The organism is Cytophaga sp. FL35 (genome assembly GCF_014349235.1).
Taxonomy (GTDB): Bacteria; Bacteroidota; Bacteroidia; order Flavobacteriales; family Flavobacteriaceae; genus Euzebyella.
The window spans coordinates 187,771-212,211 of record NZ_JACSOH010000004.1 but is presented as its reverse complement, the minus strand read 5'-3'; the positions used below and the strand labels follow the sequence as shown (position 1 = coordinate 212,211).

The window sequence follows — 24,441 nt, the reverse complement described above, 5'->3', positions numbered from 1 at the left end:
GGGGTGTACTTTTTACTTGGCAAAGCTAAGTAAATAATCAAGTTTCACCTTATCTGTTGATTATCATATAGTTAAAAATATTGGCATGGCTGTTGTTATTCTTATCTAGAATCAATACCACTATAATTATGAAAATAAAAATACTTAATCTTTTGTTTGTTAGCCTGTTACTTTCTTCTTGTTATACGGAGGTATTGATAGAAGATTCTTATATAGATGAACCGGCAGTGTCTACTGAATCTCTTTTAAGGTCACATGATTTATGGTATGTAGATATAACAGCTACCCAAGGTGCGGGTGAGGTAGCTTTTATGGAATATGCATTTACCTTATCTTTTGTAAATGGCACTCTATACGCCAATAATAAATTGGTAGGCATTGGAAAAACGGGTAGTGGCTTAGGCATAGATGTAGGTTTCTATGAAAGTGGCCTAGGAGAGATTCAGATTGACCATGATGTATATGGACGGTACTTTATGGATGTTTTTGTGGTAGACCATAATACATTGGAATTATATGATTCCTTATCTGATACCTCTTATTTTTTGGAAGGTTATCAGATGAACGAATTTGATTTTGACTATATATTTTATGATAATCTTTCTTATTTCCTACAAGAATATGATGTCTGGGAAAAGGTATATACAAGTCAAGAAGGAATGTTAAATGACTTTGATAATGAAAACTTCTTAAGTTTTAATACAGACATGTTTCAGTCTTCTATAGATGCTCCGGGAACTCCAATATCCAATTTACAATGGGATTTTGAAGGAGAATATCGGGTGTATGACACTGCGTACGATGAAATGCTTAAAACTTTAACACTGGCTTACCGTTCATCGAGCAATGATTACTTTGAATTGTACGTTATTAATGACAGTACTGTGGAACTGTACCACCCTAGTAGCGAAACCGTCTACAGGTTTAAAGGCAGAGGTTACAGACAGTACTTAAAATCGAGTGATAACTCGGTAGGCAAAAAAAGAATTAAAACTTCTAATCCTGTAATGAAGGTCGAAAGAAGTAGAAAATGAGATAAAGATTTTTTTGGTTGGTTATTTAGTTAGAGACCGCCCCTGTTCGAAAGAATAAGGGGCGGTTTTGGTTTTCATTCTTTTCTTAAAATCAGAAGGATTTTCCCCGGTTATTTTTTTAAAAGTTCGGTTAAAGTAGGATAGGCTTTCAAAGCCGCATTCAAAGCAGGTCTCGCTAACATTTTTTTCCATTAGAAGAAGTCTTTTTGCCTGACTTATACGGTATTGGTTTAAAAACCCGATAAAGGTAGTGTTAGTAGCTTTTTTAAAATACCTACAAAAGGCTGGTTTACTTAGATTACACATGCTGGCCACCTCCTCTACCGGAATTTTACCTTGGTATCGTTCGTCAATAAGCGCATAAATTTCCCTAATCCTGGATTGTTCCTTTGAACTGTAAGAATGCTCGAACGGTCTTTTGTGCAACAGTTCAAATTCTTTACTGTTGGAGAGCAGTTTGAGTATTTGCATCACCCTCATGAAAAACTCAAAGGGAGCCAACTGGTGCAGTTCTTTCATAAGCGCTCCTATTTGTCTTTTGGTCTCTCCGGAAAAAGCTATTCCGTACCGTGCCAAGTCCATAAGTCGGCTAATGTTCTTTAATTCTGGAAGTGGAGATATAAAATCTTCTTTAAATGAGGGTTTTATGTGAAGAACTTCTTTCCTGTAGGTGGATGTTACACCATAATCAAAATTTAAATGTGGAATATTAGACCCAATAAGAACCAAATCACTCCCTTCAAATGTAGAAATATGGTCCCCTACATGTCTGGTGGCACTAGCACCTTCTATGTAGACAAGCTCATACTCCGGATGAAAATGCCAGTAAAATAAATGGTTGAGTTTAGGGTCGTGCAATAACCTAAATGTACTGTCCGATGCAGGTGTTATGGTTTCAAGCTGAATCTTCACAGGAATGAATGATAGTATTATGATGAGGGTTTCACTAAATTATTAAAATAATGGATATTCATATAAATAAATATCAATATTGTTCAAATTGTGGTCAATATTAAGGTGGTATTGAAAATTGTTCTACTATAATTTTATCATCAAGTAAAATCGGTAAACCTAATTTAAAACTATGGGACAGATAGAAGAAAAAGTTGAAATAGCTAACAAAGCTCACGAGGCCATTCCAGGAAATCCATCTACGGCAACAAGTAGTAAACTACAATTAAACGATCGCTCCAATGGGGAACCTTTAAGGATTTTAAGTGAGTTCGATTGGCGGTTTTGGAAGGAGAACGGGTACATTGTAGTTAAAAATGCCATTACCAAAGAGCAGGCAAAAGCTACCGCAGATTTTATCTGGGAATTTGATGAGAAAGATCCTGGAGATTCTAACACTTGGTATACGCCGCCAAGAGCGGAAATGAAGATGAAGGAGCTTACCGGAACAGGTATGGTAGAGGTTTACAACCATCAGCATCTTTGGAATAATAGGCAGACCCAAAAAGTGTATGATGCTTTTGTAGATGTCTGGGGAACTGAAAAGTTATGGGTTACTATAGATCGTGCAAATTTAAATTTTCCGTTGCCAGATGGTGTTACTAAGAAAGGTTTTATCCATTGGGACTATGACCCGGAGACCAAACCTCAGAATGTTCAAGGGGTATTGGCACTGGCAGATCAAACCGATGAAAATATGGGAGGTTTTCAATGTATTCCTTGGCTTTATAGAAACTATGATAGCTGGAAACTTACCCAGCCTGAAGATAGAGACCATTTTCAACCTGACATTACTGGTTTGGAGGATAAAATCGTAAAGGTAAAAATGGAAGCGGGTGATTTGTTGATTTTCAATAGTACGCAACCTCACGGAATTCGGCCAAACAAATCGAAGGATAAGGTGAGAATTGCCCAATATATTTCTATGATGCCTGCGGAAGAGGAAAACGAGGCCATGCGTAAATGGAGAATCAATTCTTGGAAAAACAGGATAGCACCAGAAGGATATGCCTTCCCCGGAGACCCCAGAAATTGGGAACAGACCAAGTATGAAAAAGCCGAATTAACGGAATTGGGAGAAAAACTATTAGGCCTCAGAGATTGGTAATTTGATGGTATATCCCATAAAAAAGGAGCTTATTATAGTTCATTACTAGGCTGCTAGCTTATTTTAGGCTAATTTTGCCCGCTCAAAATTTAGCCATGAAAAAGTATTTCAACCTTTTCGATTTTAAGCAGAAAGTAGATTATAAAACCGAAATCCTTTCGGGTTTGACAGTAGCCTTGGCCCTTGTACCGGAGGCTATTGCTTTTGCGCTAATTCCTGGTTTTTCACCTTTAACCGGACTTTATGCGGCTTTTGTTCTCTGTTTGATCACTTCTATTCTTGGTGGTAGACCGGGAATGATTTCCGGGGCTACAGGTGCTGTAGCGGTAATTTTTGTGGGTCTTATTTTAGAATTGAAAAGAACCTTCCCTGGAATTGGGCCCGAGGAAATTCTACAATATACGTTTGCTACTGTAATAATTGCGGGCGTACTTCAAATATTGGCCGGAGTACTTCGTTTGGGAAAATTTATTAGGTTGGTACCACACCCAGTTATGTTCGGTTTTGTAAATGGATTGGCCATTATCATTTTTATGGCGCAGTTCCCAAATTTCTACCAAAAGGGAACGGACCAATTATTAGAAAGTTCTTCTTTCTTTATGATGTTGGGGCTCACTTTGTTGACCATGCTCATAATTTGGGGTTTCCCTAAGCTTACCAAGGCTATACCTTCATCTTTACTGGCTATTCTTGTGGTCTCCGCCATTGTAATTGGTTTTGGTATAGACACGGTAACCGTAGCAGATACCATGTCTGAAGGAGAGACGATTAGTGGGGGTTTTCCGCCCTTGTCCATCCCGCAGATTCCTTTTACTTGGGCTACTTTTCAAATAATATTTCCTTATGCGGCCATTGTGGCGGGCGTAGGTTTGATTGAAAGTTTGCTTACCCTAAATATTGTAGATGAAATTACCGAAACAAGGGGGAGGGGCAACAAAGAATGCGTAGCTCAGGGTACGGCCAATATTTTTTCCGGTTTTCTTTCCGGAATGGGTGGTTGTGCCATGATCGGGCAAAGTTTGATCAACACTTCTTCCGGAGCTAGGGCACGCTTATCCGGAATTACGGCGGCCGTTATGCTTTTAGTTTTTATTATGTTCGGGTCTAGTCTAATAGAAAGATTACCAATGGCGGCCTTGGTGGGGTTGATGTTTATGGTTGCGATAGGTACTTTTGAGTGGGCCAGTTTTAAAACGTTTGGCAAGATGCCAAAATCAGATGTAGTGGTGATGGTCTTGGTAACTCTCATTACCGCCATTACACACAATTTAGCGGTGGCCGTCCTTCTAGGGGTAATTATTTCTGCTTTGGCATATTCTTGGGAAAATGCCAAAAGGATCAGGGCCCGCAAGCATGTTGATGATAATGGGGTTAAGCACTATGAAATCTATGGTCCTTTATTTTTTGGATCAACCACTTTGTTTGCCGAGAAATTTGATGTTCTCAACGATCCCGATGAAGTGATTATTGATTTTAAAGAAAGTAGGGTGGCAGATATGTCAGGAATTGAAGCGTTGAACAAAATTACCGAGCGTTATGCCAAAGTGGGTAAAAAAGTTCATTTAAGACACCTGAGCAAGGATTGTGTACGCTTGTTGGAAAACGCCCAAGAAATTATTGACGTAAACGTTTTGGAAGATCCTACTTACAAAGTGGTTTCAGATAGGGTTTCCTCCTAAAAAGGGGTGGCAATAGCCCCATGGTTTTCCAAATTATTCCTTGTTCTTTTCATCCTTATTGCTAGGGTAGCCACCTGCCCAACCGATCCAGTTTCGTAGGGAGATGTATGAACGTTTTTTTCTAAGAAATCGTTCTGATATATTTTGGTCCCCAATGTGAAGAGTACTGTCGTTTTCCATGAAATTGTCCGTTTTGTTGATGATGTTGTTTGGTTATAAAGACGGATAACCTTTAAAACGTTTCATAAAAAAATGTTAAAATGAAATAAGTGGAGAATCACCCCAAAGTTCATAAAATAAAAAGGCCGGTTTTCTTTTGGAAAACCGGCCTACCACAAGGGTATATTTTTCTAAAGAGTTCTTAAGTACTCTGCAACTGCGCGAGTATCTTCTTCAGATAGATTTTGGTTAAGCATGATAGCTTTGTTGTATTCTTCGTACAATGCTTTGGCAATAGGGTCTTCCTTAAGCATTTTGTCCGGGCCAATAATCATGTTCATTACCCAGGCAGGATTTCTTCTTTCAAAAACACCCTTAAGGGCAGGACCTATCATGCGCTGCTCTGCCATATGGCAAGCGGTACAGATTGCATTGAACTTAGCTTCGCCAGCGGCGGCCAATTCTGTGTCAATTTCGCTATCAAAAGTAATATCCTTGAACGGGCCAACTCCTTCGTTGTCCATATCTACAGGTACGCCTTCAGATTTAGCTTCAACAGTTTTTTCTTCGGTTTTGGTTCGGGTCATTTCAAACCCATCTTTTTTCTCTTCCTTCTTTTTCTCGCCACAGCTGACCATCAATCCGCCTAAAGCTAGAACAACAAATAATTTTCTCATGGTAACAAATTTATGGGCACTAATATAAGAATAACCCCTATTTATATGTGTGCTTCAAAGAACTTTATTGCACTTTTTTCGTTGTGATATCGATTGCCATTGTCCCAGAATCCAACATGACCACCAAATTTTGGCGTTTCCAAAAATAAATTGGCATTTTCTTTAGCTTCTTTAAAAGGGAAACACTCAGGTCCTAGGAAGGAATCGTTTAGGGCATTAATGATTTTTGTTGGCACTTTTATATCTGGCAGAAATTGTAAACAGCTGCATTTTGTATAATAGTCAAGGGCATCGGCAAACCCATGGGCCTTACTGGTATAGATTTCATCAAAATCTTTTAGGGTCTTAATTTTTTCAACATCGGTTTTTGTAATCAAATCCGGGAAGAGCTCCAACTTCATACTCAGTTTGGCTACCAAGTGTTTTCTAAAGCGATGCGCATATGCATAGTTTTTTGGCTTTAGTAACTGTTTCAGGGAACTGTGTAGGTCGCAGGGAACAGATACCCCGATCACCGCCTTAAGCTCGGGCGGCAGTTGTCTATTTTCGCCAGCATATTTCAAGGTCATATTTCCTCCTAGGCTAAAACCCTTGATAAAAATGCTTGAATATTTTTTCAATGAAAGGATATGTTCAACCACCGCATTCAAGTCTTCCGTGGCGCCGGAATGATAGGACCTGAAAAGTCTATTGGTTTCACCACTGCAGCCTCTAAAATTAACGGCGCAGGCATCCATTCCGTTCTCGTTAAGAATTTTGGCACTACCGGTTATGTAAGGTCTTTGTCCGTTGCCCTCTAGGCCATGAAGTAAAATTACCGCCTGGTCCGTAGGTTCCCTGGCATAGCTCCAATCCAAATCCATAAAATCGCCATCTTCCAACTCCAAACGCTCCCTTTGCTGATGAAGATTCTCCACCTTTCTAAATAGGCCGGAATAGATGGTGGAAATATGACCAAATTTAAAAGGTAAAGAAGGATTGTATTCTGAGGTGACTAAGGGCATTGTGTAAACTTCAGGTTAAAAAAAATCAAAAATAGGCCTACAGAGAAGGATTTCTCAAGTAAATCAACTTTATTGTAAATTTAATGATGTTCCTAGAATTTGTAATTTTTCCTACCTTTTAAGATAACGGAATTATGAACGACCCAAGATTTCCCCAGCTTACACAGAGACAAATAAGTCAGTTAAAGCAGTTTGGTAAAATAGAATATTTTGCGAACGATACGGTTGTATTTGACATCAATGAATTGAAGTATGATTTTTTTGTGGTCCTTCAAGGAGAAATCAAGATTCTAGACCCCTCTTTTGAAGAGCGGGTCATTGCCACACATAACAAAGGTGAGTTTTCAGGGGATAGTGGCATGCTATCAGATCGTGGGTCCCAATTTAGAGGTGTGGCCAAGAAAGATTCCGAATTACTGAGAATTACCCCTGAGAAATTGAAGGAAGCGATTGCCAAGAATAGCGGACTGAGCGATTTGTTATTAAATACCTTCTTGCAAAGACAGGATGCAATTTTGAACGAATACGTCGGTGGCATTAAGTTAGTGGGGTCCGGTAATTCCAAAGAGGCATATGCCATAAGGGACTTCATGGACAAAAACTATATATGGTATAACTTTCTCGATACGGACCAGTCTGATGAAGCAACAGATTTATTGCAAAGTTTTGAACTTGGAGAACAAGACCTGCCTATTGTGATTTGTAATGGCGGTCACTTGCACAAAAAACCCTCTTTAGATGAGGTGGCTAGATTTTCCGGTGTTTTAATGAACTTTGAGGACAAGATTTTTGACTTGCTTGTTATTGGTGCCGGTCCTGCAGGCCTGGCCGCCAGTGTTTATGCTTCTTCCGAAGGGTTGAGTGTGGTAACCATTGACAGTAGTGCTCCAGGAGGCCAGGCAGGAAAAAGTTCTAAAATAGAAAACTACTTGGGTTTTCCAACGGGGATTTCAGGAAGGGATTTAGCCAATAAGGCCTACCTCCAGGCCCAAAAATTTGGTTGCAACATATCCATTCCGCATAGCGCCGAAAAAATAGAACATACTGGAGAACATTTTATTCTTTATGCATCCAATGACAAGGTGGTAAAGGCCAAAGCGTTAATGGCCGCTACAGGGGCCGAGTATAGACAATTGGATATCGATAATATAGACAAGTTTGAAGGCAGTGGAGTTTATTATTCAGCTACGGGGATGAATACAACGGCATGTAAAGATGAACTGGTGGGGGTAGTCGGGGGAGGTAATTCTGCCGGTCAGGCGGCCCTTTTTTTGGCGGATTATGCTGCCGAGGTGCATATAATTTTGAGGGGTGATGATTTAGGTTCTAAAATGAGCGATTATTTGGTCCAGCGCATCGAAGCGGCCCCCAATATTCACGTTATCATGAATTCTCAAGTAGTAGAATTAATTGGTGGGCACCATTTGGAAAGTTTGGTGCTGGAAGACAAACAAGGCACTAGGACACCAATGAGCATTACCAATCTTTTTACATTTATTGGTGCCAAACCGTGTACGGAATGGTTAGAGGGAGTGGTGGCCACAGATGAAAAGGGATTTGTATGTACCGGACCTGGGATAAAGGAAGAGGACCTTTATAAATGCGATATTTACCCAAGACGCAAACCCCAGTCCTTGGAGACCAGTATACCAGGATTTTTTGCCGTAGGCGATGTTCGAAAAGGTTCCGTGAAAAGGGTTGCTTCCGCTGTTGGTGAAGGTTCCATGGCGGTAAGTCAAGTGCATCAATTCCTATCCGAGCTAAAAGCTAGGCACAGTTCCAACTAATGATTATTTAGGATAAACTTCCAAAATCTTGGCTTGTTCTTCAATGGCTTCCCTGAATTCTGATTTTAAATTGGATATTAGGTCTTTTACGGGTAAGGTTTCATCAATAAGGGCCGAGCCTTGTCCGGCAGACCATATGGTTTTCCAAGCTTTGGCTTCCGCATTCAATTCTTTTCCAAAATCAATCTTAGTATCCTTTTTCAAGTCTTCATCCGTAAGTCCGGCATCTTTTAAACTTTTGGAAAGGAAATTGGCGTGAACCCCTGAAATAGCTGCCGTATACGTTACATCATTGGCTCCGGCATCCTCGATCATCTTTCTATAATCTTCTGGTGCTTTACTTTCGGTAGTATTTATAAATCGAGTTCCCATGTAGGCCAAATCAGCTCCCATCTGCAAGGCCGATGCAATATCCCTTCCTGTGCTTATACATCCTGAAAGGATAATTGTTTTCTTAAAGAATTTCTTTATTTCGGCAACCAAGGTCATTGGGTTAATGGTACCTGCATGACCACCGGCTCCAGCCGCCACTAATATGAGTCCGTCCACGCCGGCTTCTTGGGCTTTTTCGGCATGTCTTTTCTTGATAATATCGTGAAAAACGAGTCCGCCATAGCTGTGAATGGCGTCCACTACCATAGAAACTGCACCCAGAGAAGTAATGATAATAGGCACTTTGTGCTTCACACATAGCTTAATATCAGCTTCAAGCCTAGGATTGGTGGGGTGTACGATAAGGTTGACCCCAAATGGTGCCGCCTTTTTACCAGTTTCCTTCTCAAAAGCATCCAAAGCTTCCTTTATTTGAATTAACCACTCTTCAAAGCCTTCACTGGTTCTTTGATTTAGTGCAGGAAAGGTACCTACAATACCATTTTTACAACACTCAATAACGAGCTCAGGACCCGAAATAAGAAACATAGGGGCGGCAATGGCAGGTAATGACAAATCTGATATAAATGAAGGTTTATTAGACATGATAGGTTTAATTTTAAGTTGAGAGTGATGTCTATAAAACTACACTCTATTCTTGTGATAAGCAATATTTTCGTAAGTGACTGTAGAATTGGGTCTTGTGAGCTTTAATTATGGTTACCTTGTAGTATCTATTCATCAAATAGTCTCAGAAAATGAAAAATAGAAGGTCATTTATTAAAAAAACGGGTCTGTTTATGGGCGGATTGTCAGTTTTACCACAATACACTTTTACATCAAAATTTCAAAAGAAAAAACTGGGTGTATGCCTAGTGGGTCTAGGAAACTACAGTGAGAATTTGTTGGCACCCGCTCTTCAATTAACGCAACACTGTGAATTAAAGGGTGTAGTTACTGGTAGCCCAAATAAAATTCCTGTTTGGCAGAGAAAATATGGCATTTTAGATAAGAATATCTACAATTATGATAATATGGACGATATTGCCAACAATCCAGATATTGACGTTATCTATATTGTGCTTCCTACAGGATTGCATTCGCGGTATGCCATTAAAGCGGCCGAAACAGGTAAGCATGTTTGGTGTGAGAAGCCAATGGCCAAAACTGTGGAAGAATGCGAAGCAATTATTAAGGCTTGTAATAAGAACAAGGTAAAGCTATCCATTGGTTATCGTATGCAACATGAGCCCAACACACAAACTTTGATCAAGTGGTCTCATACCCGCCCTTATGGAAAAATAGAAACGGTAAAGGCAGAAATAGGCTTCAACATACAAAACCCCGGTAATACTTGGCGAATGGACAAAGAGCTAGGTGGTGGCTTGATTTATGATGTGGGCGTATATTCCATTAATGGTATCAGGTATACCACAGGAAGTGAGCCCATTTCAGTAACTGCCCTACATAAGAATACAAGACCTGAAATTTTTAAGGAAGTTGAAGAGACCACCATTTTTACATTAAATTTTAACGATGGACTTACCGCAAGCGGTAAGACTACCGCTGCGGAAAGTGTGAATATATTAAAGGCGGACTGTGAAAACGGCTGGTACCAGTTGCAACCTTTTCAATCCTACACCGGAGTGAAGGGTAAAACCAGTGATGGTCAACTGTTGGATACTTACATTGAAAACCAACAGGCAAAACAGATGGATGACGATGCTTTGTCCATTCTCCAAAATAAACCTATGATGGTGCCGGGAGAGGAAGGACTCAAGGATATTGCTATTGTAGAGGCTATAAATGAATCTGCTAGGTTAGGGAGCTCCGTTATCTTGTAAGAACGGGTTTTGGATTAAATGCCGCATCTATTGGTTATAATTTTGTTAGAGCGTATTTATTACTTGAAATGTTTGTTTAATTTTGCTATTATTTAGATTAGTTAAAAATAATGACGACAGCGATTTATATTAGTCCTTTCTTTTTAAATGAATCTATCCCTGTGCAGTGTACAACTTTTAAAAGGAAAAAGAAATGCTGCAAGAAATATTTAAAAAAAGGAAAGGCCAATTGCAAGCGTTGTCCTATGATCTAATACGGATTCTTAATTGAACACCTTTACCTCACGTGCAGTTCTAGAACAGTTTTTACTCAATTTATATCTCTAAGATTTTATATTCGTCAGTAGACAAGGTAGCGGACTTAAAAAAAGGTGTTATTTTTACAGTTCCTATGCATGCATAATAAATAAACCGCCCCTATGTATTTAAAAGAGTTCGAAATTAGATGGAGTGATGTAGATGCCAATAGACATTTGGCCAATTCTTCTTACCTAAATTATATGAGCCATACACGTATGGCTTTTCTGTTTGAGTTGGGTTTTACTCAAGAGACCTTGGGCAAGGAGCAAATTGGCCCGGTGGTTTTTCATGAGCACATGTATTACTTTAAAGAGGTTTTTCCTGGTAGGCCTATTAAGGTTTCTATGGAAATCATGGGGATGAGCGAGGACGCCAAGTTCTTTGAATTCCATCATAATTTTTATAACCACAAAGGGGAAAATTTTGCGCATTGCGAAATGATGGGTGCTTGGATGGACTTAAAGACCCGAAAGCTCACAGGTCTCACCAATGATTTTTTAAAGTCATTTAGTGGTGTGGAGAAGGGAGAAGGGTTTAGGGTTCTGACAAAAGAGGATACCCGAAGATTTGCCAAAGCGCCAAAAGATATTCAGTTTTAAATCTTTCCTAAACTATTTTTTTGGTTCGGCTTTTTACTTGCCAAATATACCCCTAGAAATACTAGACATGCTGCGGCAATCTTAATGGTAGTTAATTGGTCTTGTCCTGTTACCAGCGCAAAAATTATCCCTATTAATGGCTGTAAGTAAACAAAAGCACTTACCGTTGAAGCCTTTAATTGTGTTAGGGCGAAGATATTGAACAGATAGGTAAAAAAGGTGGTGCCTATGATTACAAAAGCAATCCTCCAGATAGCATCAAAAGTGAGGGTATTCCATTGGGTGTCCACTAGTTCTTGATAGCTAAATGGTAAACAGATGAAAATACCCAATAAAAAAAGCCATTTCATAAAAGTAAAAGGGTGGTATTTTTCAATTAGGGACTTTGCTGTTATTAAATAACCACCATAAAAGGTAGCGTTCATGAGAATTAAAATGTTGCCCAAGGGAATGTTGGGAGCGTCCTGCCTACTTTCATTACTTAAGAATATCAATGTTAGCGCACCTAAAAGGCCAATAATGATACCCCCTATTTTTAAGGGGAATACTTTCTCTTTGATTAGTATGACAGAAAGAATCAGGACAATAATCGGAGACGTAGTCATAAGTACGGCGCTATTAATTGGGGTCGAAAGCGAAAGTCCTTTGAAAAAGGTAAGCATGTTGAACCCCATACCAAGAATGGCACAGACAAATAAGCGAAGATAATCTCTCTTTTCTATCTTTTCCTTGGGCCCAAAAAAGGACATTAACCAAAAAAGCAGGGTAGCGCCAATTACCCTTAGCTCTACCAGGGCAAAGGCTTCTAAAAAATTGGGCATGATACCCTTAGCAATGGTATGGTTTAGACCATAAATGGTAGTAGCCCCTAAAGCTGCTAATATGGCGAGATTTCTTTTACTCAAGAATGTAATGCTGCTTTGGCCGCTTCTACCGTTTTTTTGCTATTCCCTATAAAGATTTCGTTGCCGATAATCACTACAGGTCTTTTTAAAAAAGTATAGTGCTTCAATATCCATTCTTTGTAGTCTGCTTCGGAGAGGGTTTTTTCATGGAGGCCTTCTTGTCTGTAAAGTTTAGCCCTTTTGCTAAATAGAGCTTCGTAACTACCGGCTAGTTCCTCCATTTTCTCTAATTGCTCTTGAGTAATGTTTTCTACTTTAATATCCTGTAAGTCAACCCCGTTTAAAGGTTCTAATTCTTTTAGGATTCTTTTGCATGTATCGCAGGTGCTTAAATGATATATTTTTTTCAAAATTGAGGACTTTTAATGGTGACAACAAAGAAACCTAATTCCGTACAATTGTGCTATTTTTAGCCTTCACTTTAAACTAATACCCTTGGAACATCTTTTTGAATCTGTACTTAACAACAGAAAATTCCTCTATAAGATTTTAACGGAAACCCCAAATGAAGACTTATTGAAAATTCCTGAAGGTTTTAGGAACAATATCTGGTGGAACATAGCCCATACCGTTATAACGCCACAAATTTTGGTATACAAATTCAGCGGTTTACAGATGAGGGTTCCCGAAGAATTAGTAGATAAGTTTAAGAAAGGAACCGTGCCAGATGGGAATGCTACGGATGAAGAAATAAAGGAGATAGCTGCTTTCTTAATCTCTACATTAGAGTGGATGAAAGAAGATTATAATAATGGTCTCTTCAAAAATTACAGTTCATATACCACCAGTGCCAATGTAACCTTGAATAAGGTAGAAGATGCCCTTGCCTTTAATTTATTTCATGAAGGGCTTCATAGGGGAGCCATCATCGCCCTTCAAAAAATGTTCTAAGATTTAGTTCTCTTGGCCAAATAAGGTGCTATTTCTTTAAACGAAAGAATAACCTCAATGGGGCCGTCTGCGTAGGATGCCACTTCGTACGGATTATAGTGTAGTTGGATTCCCTCTGCCGTAAAACCTATGTTTTCTGGTAGGTAGAAGGAGTCACTATCGAACATAAAACCGGTGCTATTAATATTTTTGTCCATTGGAATACTTTCCTGAGTTCTAAATTTTTCTTCCGCTAAAACTTCAAAATCATCCCGGTTTTGAAAAAGTTCCCAATTCTCCAGTTCCTGATTTTTTACCTTGTCGAAATTCAAGAATTTTTTAGAACCGTACCCATGGGCTCCCCCAGTGAATAGATAGGTGTTGAGTTCTATGGTTATGTAAGTTTCGTCCTCATAGGAAACAATTCCTTCAATATTGGCCTCCCAAACCGTAGCCTCCTCCGGGTATAGTTTTTTTAGTTCCCAAAAACCATCGCTAAAATTTTTTACCGCATCCTTGATGGTAGCGGCATCAGTTTCATCATCATAATTAAGAATAGAGATGATTTCTTCTTTAATACTGGTGTTTATTGTTTTTGCAATTTCTTGGTTTTCTACCGCTACCGGAATATGAATGACCACTTCCGGACATTCTGAACATCTTGTTTCGTCAAGGGTTAGGGGTTCAAACGTGAGAGTCTTATCTTCAGAACAGCTTATAATTGTTAAAACAATAAGTAGGGTTAATATAGTTCTTTTCATTGGGGTAAGGAAAATGTAAAGCTTCTAATTCTTCAATTGTGTCCTAGCAAAGATAGCGATACATTTGTGTAGGAAATCATATGAAATGAGTAAAAAACAACTAAAGTTCAATACCAAAACCATACACGGAGGTCAACAACCGGATAAAGCATATGGGGCCGTAATGCCCCCAATTTACCAGACTTCCACATTTGCCCAATCTACTCCTGGTGGCCACCGGGGTTTTGAATATTCCAGAAGTGCCAATCCTACAAGAACGGCTTTGGAAAATTCATTGGCAAGTATTGAGAACGGGACCTATGGTTTGGCATTTGCAAGTGGTCTGGCAGCAATAGATGCTATTATCAAGTTATTAAAACCAGGGGATGAGGTCATTTCTACCAATGATCTCTATGGTGGAAGTTATCGTTTGTTCAAAAAAGTATTCGAAAATTATGGTATCGTTTTCCATTTTGTAGGAATGACAGATCCAAGTTCCATAGGGTCATTTATAAATGATAGGACCAAAATTATTTGGGTAGAAACACCTACCAACCCTATGATGAATATCATCGATATTAAATCGGTATCAGAACTTGCCAAGAAAAATCGGGTATGGCTTGCGGTGGACAATACCTTTGCCACTCCATATCTGCAAAATCCGCTGGATTTAGGAGCGGATATTGTAATGCATTCGGCAACCAAATACCTTGGTGGCCATAGTGATGTTGTGGCAGGGGCCATAGTGGTCAATAAAAAGGAATTGGCAGACCAGCTTTATTTTATACAAAATGCCAGTGGAGCCATTTTGGGGCCTATGGATAGTTTTTTGGTGTTAAGGGGAATCAAAACCTTGCATGTGAGAATGCAACGCCATTGTGAAAATGGAACGGAAATAGCCAAGTTTTTGAAAGGTCACGATAAAGTTGAAAAAGTGTATTGGCCAGGGTTTAGCGAACATCCTAACCACAATGTTGCCCGTAACCAAATGCGAGACTTTGGCGGAATGATTTCCTTTGTTCCCAAAGGGGGTACTTATAAAGATGCCCTAAAAATTATAGAAAACCTCAAGGTCTTTACATTGGCCGAGTCCTTGGGTGGGGTAGAAAGTTTGGCCGGTCACCCGGCAAGTATGACACATGCCAGTATACCTAAAGAGGAAAGGGAAAAGAGTGGGGTTGTAGATGCTTTGATCAGATTAAGTGTAGGAATTGAGGATGCTGAAGATCTTAAAAATGATTTAGATCAAGCTCTAAACGGATTGGATTAATGAAATTTTAAAAATATGTCATCGGAATTATATAAATAATATATTTTTGTCGTTAAATTATTAATTCAACAAAAACACCTTGTTTTATAAGGGTGTAATTATATATTCTTTAAAAGATGGAAGAAAAAATTAAAGCATTTATGGATGAGGTGAAGGCCCGTAATGGTCATGAACCGGAATTCATTCAAGCGGTACAGGAAGTTGCTGAAACTGTCATACCTTATATAGCGGAACAGGAAATTTACAATGGCAAGAACATTCTGTTGCGAATGGTCGAGCCAGAGAGGCTAATATCCTTTAGGGTGGCATGGGTAGATGATGAAGGTGAGATCCATGTAAATCGTGGTTACAGGATTCAAATGAACTCTGCCATTGGTCCTTATAAGGGAGGTTTAAGGTTTCATCCTACGGTAAACGCCAGTATACTTAAATTTTTGGCCTTTGAGCAAGTCTTTAAGAATAGTTTGACAACCCTGCCCATGGGTGGTGGAAAAGGAGGGTCCGATTTTGACCCCAAAGGAAAGTCAGATGATGAGGTAATGCGTTTCTGTCACGCCTTTATGACCGAACTTTGTAGGCATATAGGGCCAAATACAGATGTGCCTGCTGGGGACATAGGTGTAGGTTCTCGTGAAATAGGTTTTCTATTTGGAATGTATAAAAAGATTCGAAATGAATTTACCGGAGTATTGACAGGAAAAGGTCTTTCATGGGGAGGTTCTAAAATTAGACCGGAAGCCACCGGTTACGGAACGGTATATTTTGCCCAAAATATGTTGAAGACCAAGGATGAGGATTTTGATGGGAAAACAGTAGTTATTTCGGGTTCTGGAAACGTGGCTCAATATGCCGCTGAAAAGGTGATTCAACTTGGGGGAAAAGTAATTACCCTATCGGATTCAGGAGGCTATATCATTGATAAAGAAGGTGTAGATGAAGAAAAACTGGCCTTTGTGATGGATTTAAAGAATAACAGGCGTGGTAGAATATCGGAATATGTAGAAAAATATAAATCTGCAGAATATCATAAGGGCAAAACTCCTTGGGAGGTGCCTTGTGATATTGCATTGCCTTGTGCCACCCAGAATGAATTGGATGAAAAAGATGCCACTGTTTTATTGGAAAATGGTTGTATGTGTGTAGCGGAAGGCGCAAATATGCCTTGTACGGCAGAGGCCGTTCACGCTTTTCACGATGCAAAAATATTGTTTGCCCCCGGCAAAGCATCCAATGCGGGCGGTGTTGCCACTTCAGGGTTGGAAATGAGCCAAAACTCATTGCGTATTAGTTGGACGCGTGAAGAGGTAGATGAACGGTTAAAAGATATTATGGAAGATATTCACGACTCCTGTATAGAATATGGTATGGAGGAGAATGGTTTTTGTAATTACGTTAAAGGAGCAAATATTGCCGGTTTTGTGAAAGTGGCCGATGCCATGCTCGCTCAAGGAGTGATTTAGCAATTGCAAATACTTCGTAAAATTAGTCAAGGCGGGAGGTAAATTTTCTTTTTATCTCCCGCTTTTCATTTATGTAATTTCAGCAATGAAATGAAGCCTCTACGGTAAAAGATTATATTTGTCCTTAATCCATTTGTTTACATGCAAGTTACCACAAAGGCCATTGTACTTTCGGCTTTAAAATATGGGGATACAAGTCTTATTGTTAAAGCCTTTACCGCCTTGGACGGGCTTAAATCCTATTTGGTCAAAGGGGTTCTTTCCAGTAAAAAAGGAAAGCTGAAAGCGGCTTATTTTCAGCCACTAACGCAATTGGAAATGGTTGCATATCATAAAAACAAAGGTACTTTGGAAAGTCTGCGTGAAGTAAAGGTGGTCTTTCATTATCAAACCCTACATTACCACGTAGGTAAAAATGCCATGACACTCTTTTTGGCTGAGATGCTATCCAATAGTATTTATGAGGAAGAGCCAAATGTTGATTTGTTCCAGTTTCTGGAGGCATCCCTACAATGGTTGGATACACATAGTGAAATTTCTAATTTTCACATATTTCTGTTGTTAAGGTTGACCCGGTTTCTTGGCTTTTTTCCAGACATGGAAAATATGGACGCCAGCTGTTTTGATTTACTGGAGGGTGAATTTACCGATACTCCCTCTTTGAATCCAATTATAACGGGAACCAATCTTAGTTTCTTTAAAAGCTTCTTGGGCATAAATTTTGATGGGGTAAATAGCATCAAAATGAACAAAAAAAACCGCCAAGAACTGCTTCAATCCATAGTGCTGTATTATGAGCTTCATTTACAAGGATTTAGAAAGCCCAGGTCTCTTGCTGTTTTAAATGAAGTCTTTAGTTAGTATGAGCAAGAGTCTACTTGTCATTCTTTTCTTTATGGTTCAATTACTTTCTGCTCAAGAAATACATGTCTTGGATGCGGATACAAGTGAGCCTATTTCCAATGTAGCCGTTTTTAATGATGATAAAAGCAAAACGGGTATAACGGATTTTGACGGGAGGGTAGACCTTTCCATCTTCCGCCCTAGTGAGCGAATATTTTTTAAGCATTTAAGTTATCAGGTAAGAAGAAGTAGTAGAAGTCAAATTGGAAGGCAAGGCAACAAGATTTATATGATTTTAAAGGCGGAACAACTAGAAGAAGTTGTCATGTCCGTTTCTAAATGGGAACAGCAAAAAAAGGATGTTCCTAATAAAATTGAAGTGGTAACAGCAAAAAATATTGAGTTTGTCAATCCGCAAACATCGGCTGATCTTTTGGCCAATACAGGAAAAGTATTTGTTCAAAAAAGTCAGCTCGGGGGCGGGAGTCCAATGATTAGGGGTTTTGCAACAAATAGGTTACTTCTATCGGTAGATGGAGTGCGCATGAATAACGCCATATTTAGGGGCGGGAATTTACAAAATGTTATTTCAATTGATCCTTTCTCCATAAAATCCACAGAAATTATTTTTGGTCCGGGATCTGTCATTTATGGTAGCGATGCCATTGGTGGGGTGATGAACTTTTATACAAAGCGCCCTATCCTTTCGCAAACTGATAGTTTAGAGGTTTCGGGAGAATCCTTTTATCGGTTTTCTTCTGCAAATATGGAAAATACGCTACATGCAGAGGTCAACTTGGGCAAGCAGAAATGGGGTTCACTTACGAGTATTTCTTATAATCGTTTTGGGGATATGGTCATGGGTAAGCATGGTCCACAATCTTATTTAAGGCATTGGTATGTGCAGACAGAAAATGGGGATGATCAACTGATAGATAATCGCAATGCTCGAAAGCAGGTTTCAACAGGCTACAACCAGCTTAGCATAATGCAAAAAATAAGCTATCAACCTAGTAATTCTTGGAATTATGACTTAGGACTCCATTACTCTGAAACTAGTGACTATTCTAGGTATGATCGATTAATTAGGCCCAACAAAGAAAACAATGGTCTACGCTCGGCAGTTTGGTATTACGGACCCCAGAAATGGTTTTTAGGTAATTTTCAACTGAAGCAGAGAGGCAAAGGTATTTTTTATGATGGATTAAAAATTACCACCGCCTATCAATTTTTTGAGGAAAGTAGAAATGATCGGGATTTTGGGGCGCTAGATCTTTTTGCCACCAAGGAAAAGGTGGATGCTATTTCGGTAAACATTGATTTTGAGAACAAAAGAATTGGGGATTTGCGCCTTTATTATGGCGGGGAGTACATACACAACCAGGTAAATTCAAAGGGCTATGTGCAAAATACGGAAACATCTTTAGTAAGTGGGGCGGCCAGTAGGTATCCTGATGATTCTATCTGGCAGACGGTAGCGGGGTATGTTAATGCCGAATATAAATTGAAGCCTAATTTTACCATGCTTACGGGAATGCGATATAGCCATGTGTGGATCAATTCACTTTTTGACACTACCTATTATGACTTTCCGTTTAAAGACGCTAATTTGGACAATGGTGCGTTAACGGGTAGTCTTGGTTTTAGCTGGTTTCCAAAGGCAGACTTACAGCTTACCTTAAATGGGTCAACCGGTTTTAGAGCCCCAAATATTGATGATGTGGGTAAAATCTTTGATTCGGAGCCAGGGGCGGTTGTAGTGCCAAATCCGGATTTAGAGCCAGAATATGCCTATAACGTGGAATTAGGGGCATATAAAAATTTCAATGATAAATTAATGCTTCGCGGGGCTGCTTATTACACTTATTTGGTAGATGCTTTGGTAAGGAGAGAGTTTAATTTTAATGGACAGGGCGTGATTGATTATAAGGGGGAGATGAGTGAGGTGTTGGCCATTCAAAATGCTGCCAAGGCCTATGTATGCGGATTGGAGTTTGGTCTTGAAGCATTTTTGGCAAATAATTTTTCCATTAGTTCCAATTTTACGATTACTGAAGGTGTGGAAGAGGAAGAAGATGGAAGTGATTCTCCCGGTAGGCATGTGGCTCCAGCTTTTGGCGATTTTCATCTAATTTGGAAAAACCAGCGTTTTAAGGCAGATGTGTTCTTAAATTATAATGGATCCATTTCTTATGATAATCTTTCGGCCTCGGAACGTAGCAAAACTTACATTTATGCTGTAGACAATGAGGGAAATCCTTATTCGCCTTCATGGCATACCTTAAATTTTAGGTCTCAGTATGATATTTCCCAGAGAATAAAAGCGTCAATGAGTGTTGAGAATATAACAAGCCAAAGGTATAGACCATATTCTTCAGGTGTAGTTGCTCCGGGTACTAATTTGGTGCTGGCCGTTGGATATACTTTTTAGGGCGCACGTTAGGAATGGGCATAAAAAAACCCTCTTGGGGGAGGGTGATTTTATCAAGTAGGTTTGGTAAAGTTTGGGTTAAGCTTTTGTAGGTTCTGTTACCGAGTTTGGGTATCGGTCGCATATTTCGGTTAAGTTCAACGGTCAATTTGGGGTCAACACTATCACTTAATTACAATGTAAAATTAACGGGTAAAATATTGATGTCTAAATAATTGTTGTGAAGTGAAGTCAATCTGTTGTGAAAAATACGAAAGGTTTTTTTCTTCGATGAACAACATCAATCTTCTAAAATATTACTGGGTATACTAATCAAAAAGCCCCAACAAAAGTTGAGGCTTTTTCAAAATTGTAAAGAGAAAAGGTTTCTTAGTTCACGGCCTTTTCTACCTCGTCTGCTGCTTTATTGGCGGCATTCTTAACGTCATTGGCAGCTTTTTCTGCTCCTTCTTTTATATTTTCACCGGTTTCTTCGGCTTTGTCCAGAGCTTTATTTCCAGCTTCTTTCATTTCTTCACCGGCCTCTTTCGCCTTATTTGCTGCACCTTCGCCAATTTCTTTCATGCTGTCCCCAGCTTCTTTGGCTTTGTCCATAGCCTTATCTCCAGCCTCTTTAATGTCGTCACCTGCTTTTTCCATGGCTTCGCCCGCTTGTTCGGCGGCACTTTTTGCCTTGTCTGCAGATTCCCTACAGGAAATAAAAGAGATGCTAATGGCTAACATTAAGATGGAACCTAGAATTACTTTTTTCATGATTTTAAATTTATGTGTTTAGTTAATAGTTGTAAGATATACGTAGGCTTTTTGGTTTTGGATGATATAATTTTAACAGTCTGTTTTAGTCAGGTTAAATATGTAACTCTTTCAAGGTTTGACCTTGAAGTATTGTCTCGGTTGTAAACTACTTATTCGTTCTTGTTTGAGTCCAAATATTCACTTAAAATCCCTAATTTTGCTGCCTTAAAATAATAGAACTCAGTGGGGTTCCTACTCAAGAAAGGTCTAATATGAAGTTTGCGGAGTACAAAGGATTGGATTTGCCAAAAGTGGCGGAAGAAATACTTGATTATTGGAAGGAGAACGGAATTTTTGAAAAAAGTATTTCAGCTCGTGAAGGTAAGCCAAGTTATGTGTTTTATGAAGGCCCGCCTTCTGCAAACGGTATGCCCGGTATTCATCATGTTATGGCAAGGACCATAAAGGATATTTTTCCCAGGTACAAGACAATGAAGGGGTTTCAAGTGAAGCGAAAGGCCGGTTGGGATACTCATGGCCTACCCATTGAACTTGGGGTGGAAAAAGAGTTGGGAATAACCAAAGAGGATATTGGAAAAAAAATATCTGTTGAGGAATACAACGCAGCTTGTAAAAAAGCAGTTATGCGGTACACAGATGTTTGGAACAGAATGACCGAACAGGTAGGTTATTGGGTAGATATGGACGACCCTTACATCACCTATAAATCCAAATACATGGAATCTGTTTGGTGGTTGTTAAAGCAGATATATGACAAGGGGTTAATTTATAAGGGGTATACCATTCAACCTTATTCCCCAAAAGCCGGAACAGGATTAAGTTCCCATGAGCTCAATCAACCGGGGACGTATCAAGATGTAACGGATACTACGGTGGTTGCTCAGTTCAAGGCGGTAGAAGCTACCCTTCCTGATTTTTTACAGGATGAAGGGGATATTTATTTTTTGGCTTGGACCACAACCCCATGGACACTTCCTTCCAATACCGCCCTTACCGTTGGTCCAAAAATTGAATATGTGTTGGTTGAGACATATAACCAATATACTTTTAAACCAATGAATGTAGTGGTGGCCAAAAAATTGGTAACCAAGCAGTTTTCCGGAAAATTTTATGAAGTTGATTCCAAGCCGGAATTACTTGAATATAACTCTGGGGACAAGAAAATTCCATTTTATGTTGTTAAGGAATTTATCGGTAAAGATTTGGTAGGCGTAAAATATGAGCAATTATTACCATATACCTTGCCCTGTGAAAATCCAGAGAATGCCTTTAGGATAATATCAGGAGATTTTGTTACTACGGAAGATGGTACCGGAATAGTACACACGGCTCCCACATTTGGTGCAGATGATGCCTTGGTGGCAAAGCAGGCGGAGCCTCAAGTGCCTCCAATGTTGGTGCTGGACGAGAATAACAATCCGGTTCCCCTTGTGGATTTACAAGGTAAATTTAGACCGGAATTAAAGGAGTTGGGTGGTAAGTATGTGAAGAATGAATATTACGATTTAGGCGAAGAGCCAGAAAAATCGGTAGATGTTGAAATCGCCATAAAGTTAAAGGAAGAGAACAAGGCCTTTAAGGTTGAGAAATATGTACACAGTTACCCTAATTGCTGGCGTACGGACAAACCAATTCTCTACTATCCATTAGATTCTTGGTTCATTAAGATTACGGATGTTAAAGACCGAATGTTCGAGTTGAACCAGACCATCAATTGGAAACCAAAATCTACAGGGGAAGGACGATTTGGGAACTGGTTGGCCAATGCAAATGACTGGAACTTAAGTAGGTCTAGGTATTGGGGAATTCCACTGCCCATCTGGAGAACTGAAGACGGTCAAGAGGCTAAAATCATAGGTTCTGTCAATGAACTGAAGCAAGAAATGGCCAAGTCCGTAACAGCAGGTTTTATGGAGAAGGATATTTTTGAGGATTTTGTAGTGGACGATATGTCCGAAGCTAATTATGAAAAAATAGATCTTCATAAAAATATTGTAGACAGCATCGTATTGGTGTCCGAAAAGGGCAAACCAATGAGACGCGAGAGCGATCTTATAGATGTGTGGTTTGATAGTGGCTCAATGCCATATGCACAATGGCACTACCCTTTTGAAAATAAAGAATTGATCGATGAGGGTACGACCTATCCTGCAGATTTTATTGCCGAAGGTGTTGACCAGACTAGAGGTTGGTTCTATACTTTACACGCTATTGCTACAACGGTTTTTGATTCCGTAGCCTATAAAAATGTGGTGTCCAACGGACTCGTATTGGATAAAGAGGGGAAAAAAATGTCCAAGAGGTTGGGCAATGCGGTGGATCCGTTTGATACAATGGATGAACATGGTGCGGATGCCACGCGTTGGTATATGATCTCCAATGCCAATCCATGGGATAATTTGAAATTTGATATTGACGGAATTGTTGAGGTAAAGAGAAAGTTCTTCGGCACTTTGTACAATACTTATTCGTTCTTTGGACTTTACGCCAATATTGACGCTTTTGACTTTTCGGAAGAAGAAATACCGTTGAATGAGCGTCCTGAAATTGATCGATGGATATTGAGCGAGCTTCATACCTTGATTAAAACGGTAGATGAAGCATATGCGGATTATGAACCAACGAGAGCTACTAGGGCCATATCAGACTACGTACAAGAGAATTTGAGTAACTGGTATGTGCGTTTGTGTAGAAGACGTTTTTGGAAAGGTGAATATCAGAAAGATAAAATAGCGGCCTACCAGACGTTGTATACATGCTTGGAAACGGTTGCAAAATTATCGGCTCCGGTTGCGCCTTTCTTTATGGATAGGCTTTATAAGGATTTGATCAATACTACCAAAAAGGAAGATTTTGAGAGTGTGCATCTTTCTACTTTTCCCGTGTTTGATGAAGCCTACGTAAATAAGGACTTGGAAAGTAAGATGGAAAAGGCTCAAATAATATCCTCCCTAGTATTGTCCATCAGACAGAAGGAAAAAATTAAAGTACGCCAGCCACTTCAAAAGGTAATGATTCCTGTGCTCGACAATAAACAGCGAACAGAAATCGAGGCAGTTGCAGATCTGATTAAATCTGAGGTAAACGTAAAGGAAATAGAGCTTTTGGATGATGCCTCTGGAGTTTTGATCAAAAAAATCAAACCTAATTTCAAGGTTCTTGGTCCCAAGTTTGGAAAGGACATGAAGAAAATTGCCCAAGCAGTTGCGGGAATGGAACAAGAGGATATCCAAAAAATTGAGCAGAAGGGCGAAATATCACTTGAAATTGATAATAAAATTGTTACATTACAGTTACAGGATGTAGAGATAAGCTCTCAAGATATTGAAGGATGGTTGGTGGCAAGTGCCGGTGCAATTACGGTTGCACTAGATATTACCATCAATGAGGACCTGAGAAAAGAGGGTATTGCTCGAGAACTTGTAAACCGTATCCAGAACATTAGAAAGGATAGCGGCTTTGAGGTGACCGATAAGATCTATGTGAAAATCCTTAAGGATGGACATGTGGAGAAAGCGGTAGAAAGTAATATGAATTATATCAAGACCGAGACATTGACCGCCGAGCTTGATTTTGAAGAAAAACTAGAAGAAGGCACTGAAATTGCCTTTGATGAAGTGAACACGAAATTATTTATTGAAAAACATTAGAA

General features: G+C 39.4%; 21 protein-coding genes. 12 read left to right on the top strand and 9 right to left on the bottom strand.

The genetic code is table 11. The features are described 5' to 3' along the window. Positions 1-128: 128 nt before the first annotated feature. On the top strand, positions 129-1,034 hold the full coding sequence (locus BIZ36_RS04625) for a nicotinic acid mononucleotide adenyltransferase (protein ID WP_187456700.1): 906 nt from the start codon (positions 129-131) through the stop codon (positions 1,032-1,034). A gap of 21 nt (positions 1,035-1,055) precedes the next feature. Here the strand turns inward: BIZ36_RS04625 and BIZ36_RS04620 are convergent, their stop codons facing one another. Next, positions 1,056-1,946 (bottom strand): helix-turn-helix domain-containing protein, encoded by an 891-nt coding sequence (locus tag BIZ36_RS04620; protein ID WP_187456699.1) that lies wholly within the window; start codon positions 1,944-1,946, stop codon positions 1,056-1,058. Positions 1,947-2,118: 172 nt separating this feature from the next. Between BIZ36_RS04620 and BIZ36_RS04615 the strand changes: the two genes are divergently transcribed. Together BIZ36_RS04615 and BIZ36_RS04610 are read left to right on the top strand one after the other, a co-directional pair. Continuing rightward, the gene (locus BIZ36_RS04615) at positions 2,119-3,093 is read left to right on the top strand and encodes a phytanoyl-CoA dioxygenase family protein (protein WP_187456698.1); all 975 of its coding nucleotides are present in this window, start codon (positions 2,119-2,121) and stop codon (positions 3,091-3,093) included. Positions 3,094-3,188: 95 nt separating this feature from the next. Further along, complete coding sequence (locus tag BIZ36_RS04610) at positions 3,189-4,772, top strand: SulP family inorganic anion transporter (RefSeq protein WP_187456697.1); 1,584 nt, start codon at positions 3,189-3,191, stop codon at positions 4,770-4,772. Positions 4,773-4,805: 33 nt separating this feature from the next. On the opposite strand, the gene BIZ36_RS04605 is transcribed toward BIZ36_RS04610, so the two are convergent. From BIZ36_RS04605 to BIZ36_RS04595, 3 genes are all read right to left on the bottom strand, one after another. After that, on the bottom strand, positions 4,806-4,952 hold the full coding sequence (locus tag BIZ36_RS04605; protein WP_187456696.1) for a hypothetical protein: 147 nt from the start codon (positions 4,950-4,952) through the stop codon (positions 4,806-4,808). 170 nt (positions 4,953-5,122) lie between these two features. Beyond that, entirely contained in the window at positions 5,123-5,608 is a 486-nt protein-coding gene (locus tag BIZ36_RS04600) for a c-type cytochrome (RefSeq protein ID WP_187456695.1), read from the bottom strand. Between the two features lie 41 nt (positions 5,609-5,649). Further along, the gene (locus BIZ36_RS04595) at positions 5,650-6,612 is read right to left on the bottom strand and encodes a YheT family hydrolase (RefSeq protein WP_187456694.1); all 963 of its coding nucleotides are present in this window, start codon (positions 6,610-6,612) and stop codon (positions 5,650-5,652) included. Positions 6,613-6,746: 134 nt separating this feature from the next. Between BIZ36_RS04595 and BIZ36_RS04590 the strand changes: the two genes are divergently transcribed. Continuing rightward, positions 6,747-8,399, top strand: a complete 1,653-nt coding sequence (locus BIZ36_RS04590; protein ID WP_187456693.1) for an FAD-dependent oxidoreductase — start codon at positions 6,747-6,749, stop codon at positions 8,397-8,399. Between the two features lie 3 nt (positions 8,400-8,402). Here BIZ36_RS04590 and BIZ36_RS04585 read toward each other — a convergent pair whose 3' ends face one another. Beyond that, entirely contained in the window at positions 8,403-9,377 is a 975-nt protein-coding gene (locus BIZ36_RS04585) for an NAD(P)H-dependent flavin oxidoreductase (protein ID WP_187456692.1), read from the bottom strand. A gap of 152 nt (positions 9,378-9,529) precedes the next feature. Between BIZ36_RS04585 and BIZ36_RS04580 the strand changes: the two genes are divergently transcribed. Further along, positions 9,530-10,615 carry a Gfo/Idh/MocA family protein gene (locus BIZ36_RS04580; RefSeq protein ID WP_187456691.1) on the top strand — a complete coding sequence of 362 codons (1,086 nt, stop codon included), beginning with the start codon at positions 9,530-9,532 and terminating at the stop codon, positions 10,613-10,615. A 419-nt stretch (positions 10,616-11,034) separates the two neighbouring features. Beyond that, complete coding sequence (locus BIZ36_RS04575) at positions 11,035-11,514, top strand: acyl-CoA thioesterase (RefSeq protein WP_187456690.1); 480 nt, start codon at positions 11,035-11,037, stop codon at positions 11,512-11,514. Here the strand turns inward: BIZ36_RS04575 and BIZ36_RS04570 are convergent. Continuing rightward, the gene (locus tag BIZ36_RS04570) at positions 11,511-12,419 is read right to left on the bottom strand and encodes a DMT family transporter (RefSeq protein ID WP_187456689.1); all 909 of its coding nucleotides are present in this window, start codon (positions 12,417-12,419) and stop codon (positions 11,511-11,513) included. The two genes, BIZ36_RS04575 and BIZ36_RS04570, sit on opposite strands and share 4 nt — an antisense overlap. After that, positions 12,416-12,769 carry an arsenate reductase family protein gene (locus BIZ36_RS04565; RefSeq protein WP_187456688.1) on the bottom strand — a complete coding sequence of 118 codons (354 nt, stop codon included), beginning with the start codon at positions 12,767-12,769 and terminating at the stop codon, positions 12,416-12,418. The genes BIZ36_RS04570 and BIZ36_RS04565 overlap by 4 nt, the downstream gene beginning before the upstream one ends. 85 nt (positions 12,770-12,854) lie before the next feature. On the opposite strand from BIZ36_RS04565, the gene BIZ36_RS04560 reads away from it, so the two are divergent. Next, positions 12,855-13,310, top strand: a complete 456-nt coding sequence (locus BIZ36_RS04560; RefSeq protein ID WP_187456687.1) for a DinB family protein — start codon at positions 12,855-12,857, stop codon at positions 13,308-13,310. Here BIZ36_RS04560 and BIZ36_RS04555 read toward each other — a convergent pair. Next, a complete protein-coding gene (locus tag BIZ36_RS04555) occupies positions 13,307-14,050 on the bottom strand; it encodes a DUF3298 and DUF4163 domain-containing protein (protein ID WP_187456686.1) in 744 nt (247 codons plus the stop codon). The genes BIZ36_RS04560 and BIZ36_RS04555 overlap by 4 nt on opposite strands. Positions 14,051-14,135: 85 nt before the next feature. Between BIZ36_RS04555 and BIZ36_RS04550 the strand changes: the two genes are divergently transcribed. The 4 genes from BIZ36_RS04550 (at position 14,136) to BIZ36_RS04535 (ending at position 20,033) form a co-directional block, all read left to right on the top strand. Further along, positions 14,136-15,299: a cystathionine gamma-synthase gene (locus tag BIZ36_RS04550; protein WP_187456685.1), complete on the top strand. Its 1,164-nt coding sequence runs from the start codon at positions 14,136-14,138 to the stop codon at positions 15,297-15,299. A 116-nt stretch (positions 15,300-15,415) separates the two neighbouring features. Next, positions 15,416-16,759: an NADP-specific glutamate dehydrogenase gene (gdhA, locus tag BIZ36_RS04545; RefSeq protein ID WP_187456684.1), complete on the top strand. Its 1,344-nt coding sequence runs from the start codon at positions 15,416-15,418 to the stop codon at positions 16,757-16,759. Positions 16,760-16,900: 141 nt separating this feature from the next. Then, positions 16,901-17,620, top strand: coding sequence for a DNA repair protein RecO (gene recO / locus BIZ36_RS04540; protein WP_187456683.1), 720 nt, complete (start codon positions 16,901-16,903; stop codon positions 17,618-17,620). 1 nt (position 17,621) lies between these two features. Continuing rightward, positions 17,622-20,033, top strand: a complete 2,412-nt coding sequence (locus BIZ36_RS04535; RefSeq protein ID WP_222937230.1) for a TonB-dependent receptor plug domain-containing protein — start codon at positions 17,622-17,624, stop codon at positions 20,031-20,033. A gap of 369 nt (positions 20,034-20,402) precedes the next feature. Here BIZ36_RS04535 and BIZ36_RS04530 read toward each other — a convergent pair whose 3' ends face one another. After that, a complete protein-coding gene (locus BIZ36_RS04530; protein ID WP_187456681.1) occupies positions 20,403-20,786 on the bottom strand; it encodes a hypothetical protein in 384 nt (127 codons plus the stop codon). 254 nt (positions 20,787-21,040) lie between these two features. Between BIZ36_RS04530 and ileS the strand changes: the two genes are divergently transcribed. Further along, the gene (gene ileS / locus BIZ36_RS04525; RefSeq protein ID WP_187456680.1) at positions 21,041-24,439 is read left to right on the top strand and encodes an isoleucine--tRNA ligase; all 3,399 of its coding nucleotides are present in this window, start codon (positions 21,041-21,043) and stop codon (positions 24,437-24,439) included. Positions 24,440-24,441 lie beyond the last annotated feature (2 nt).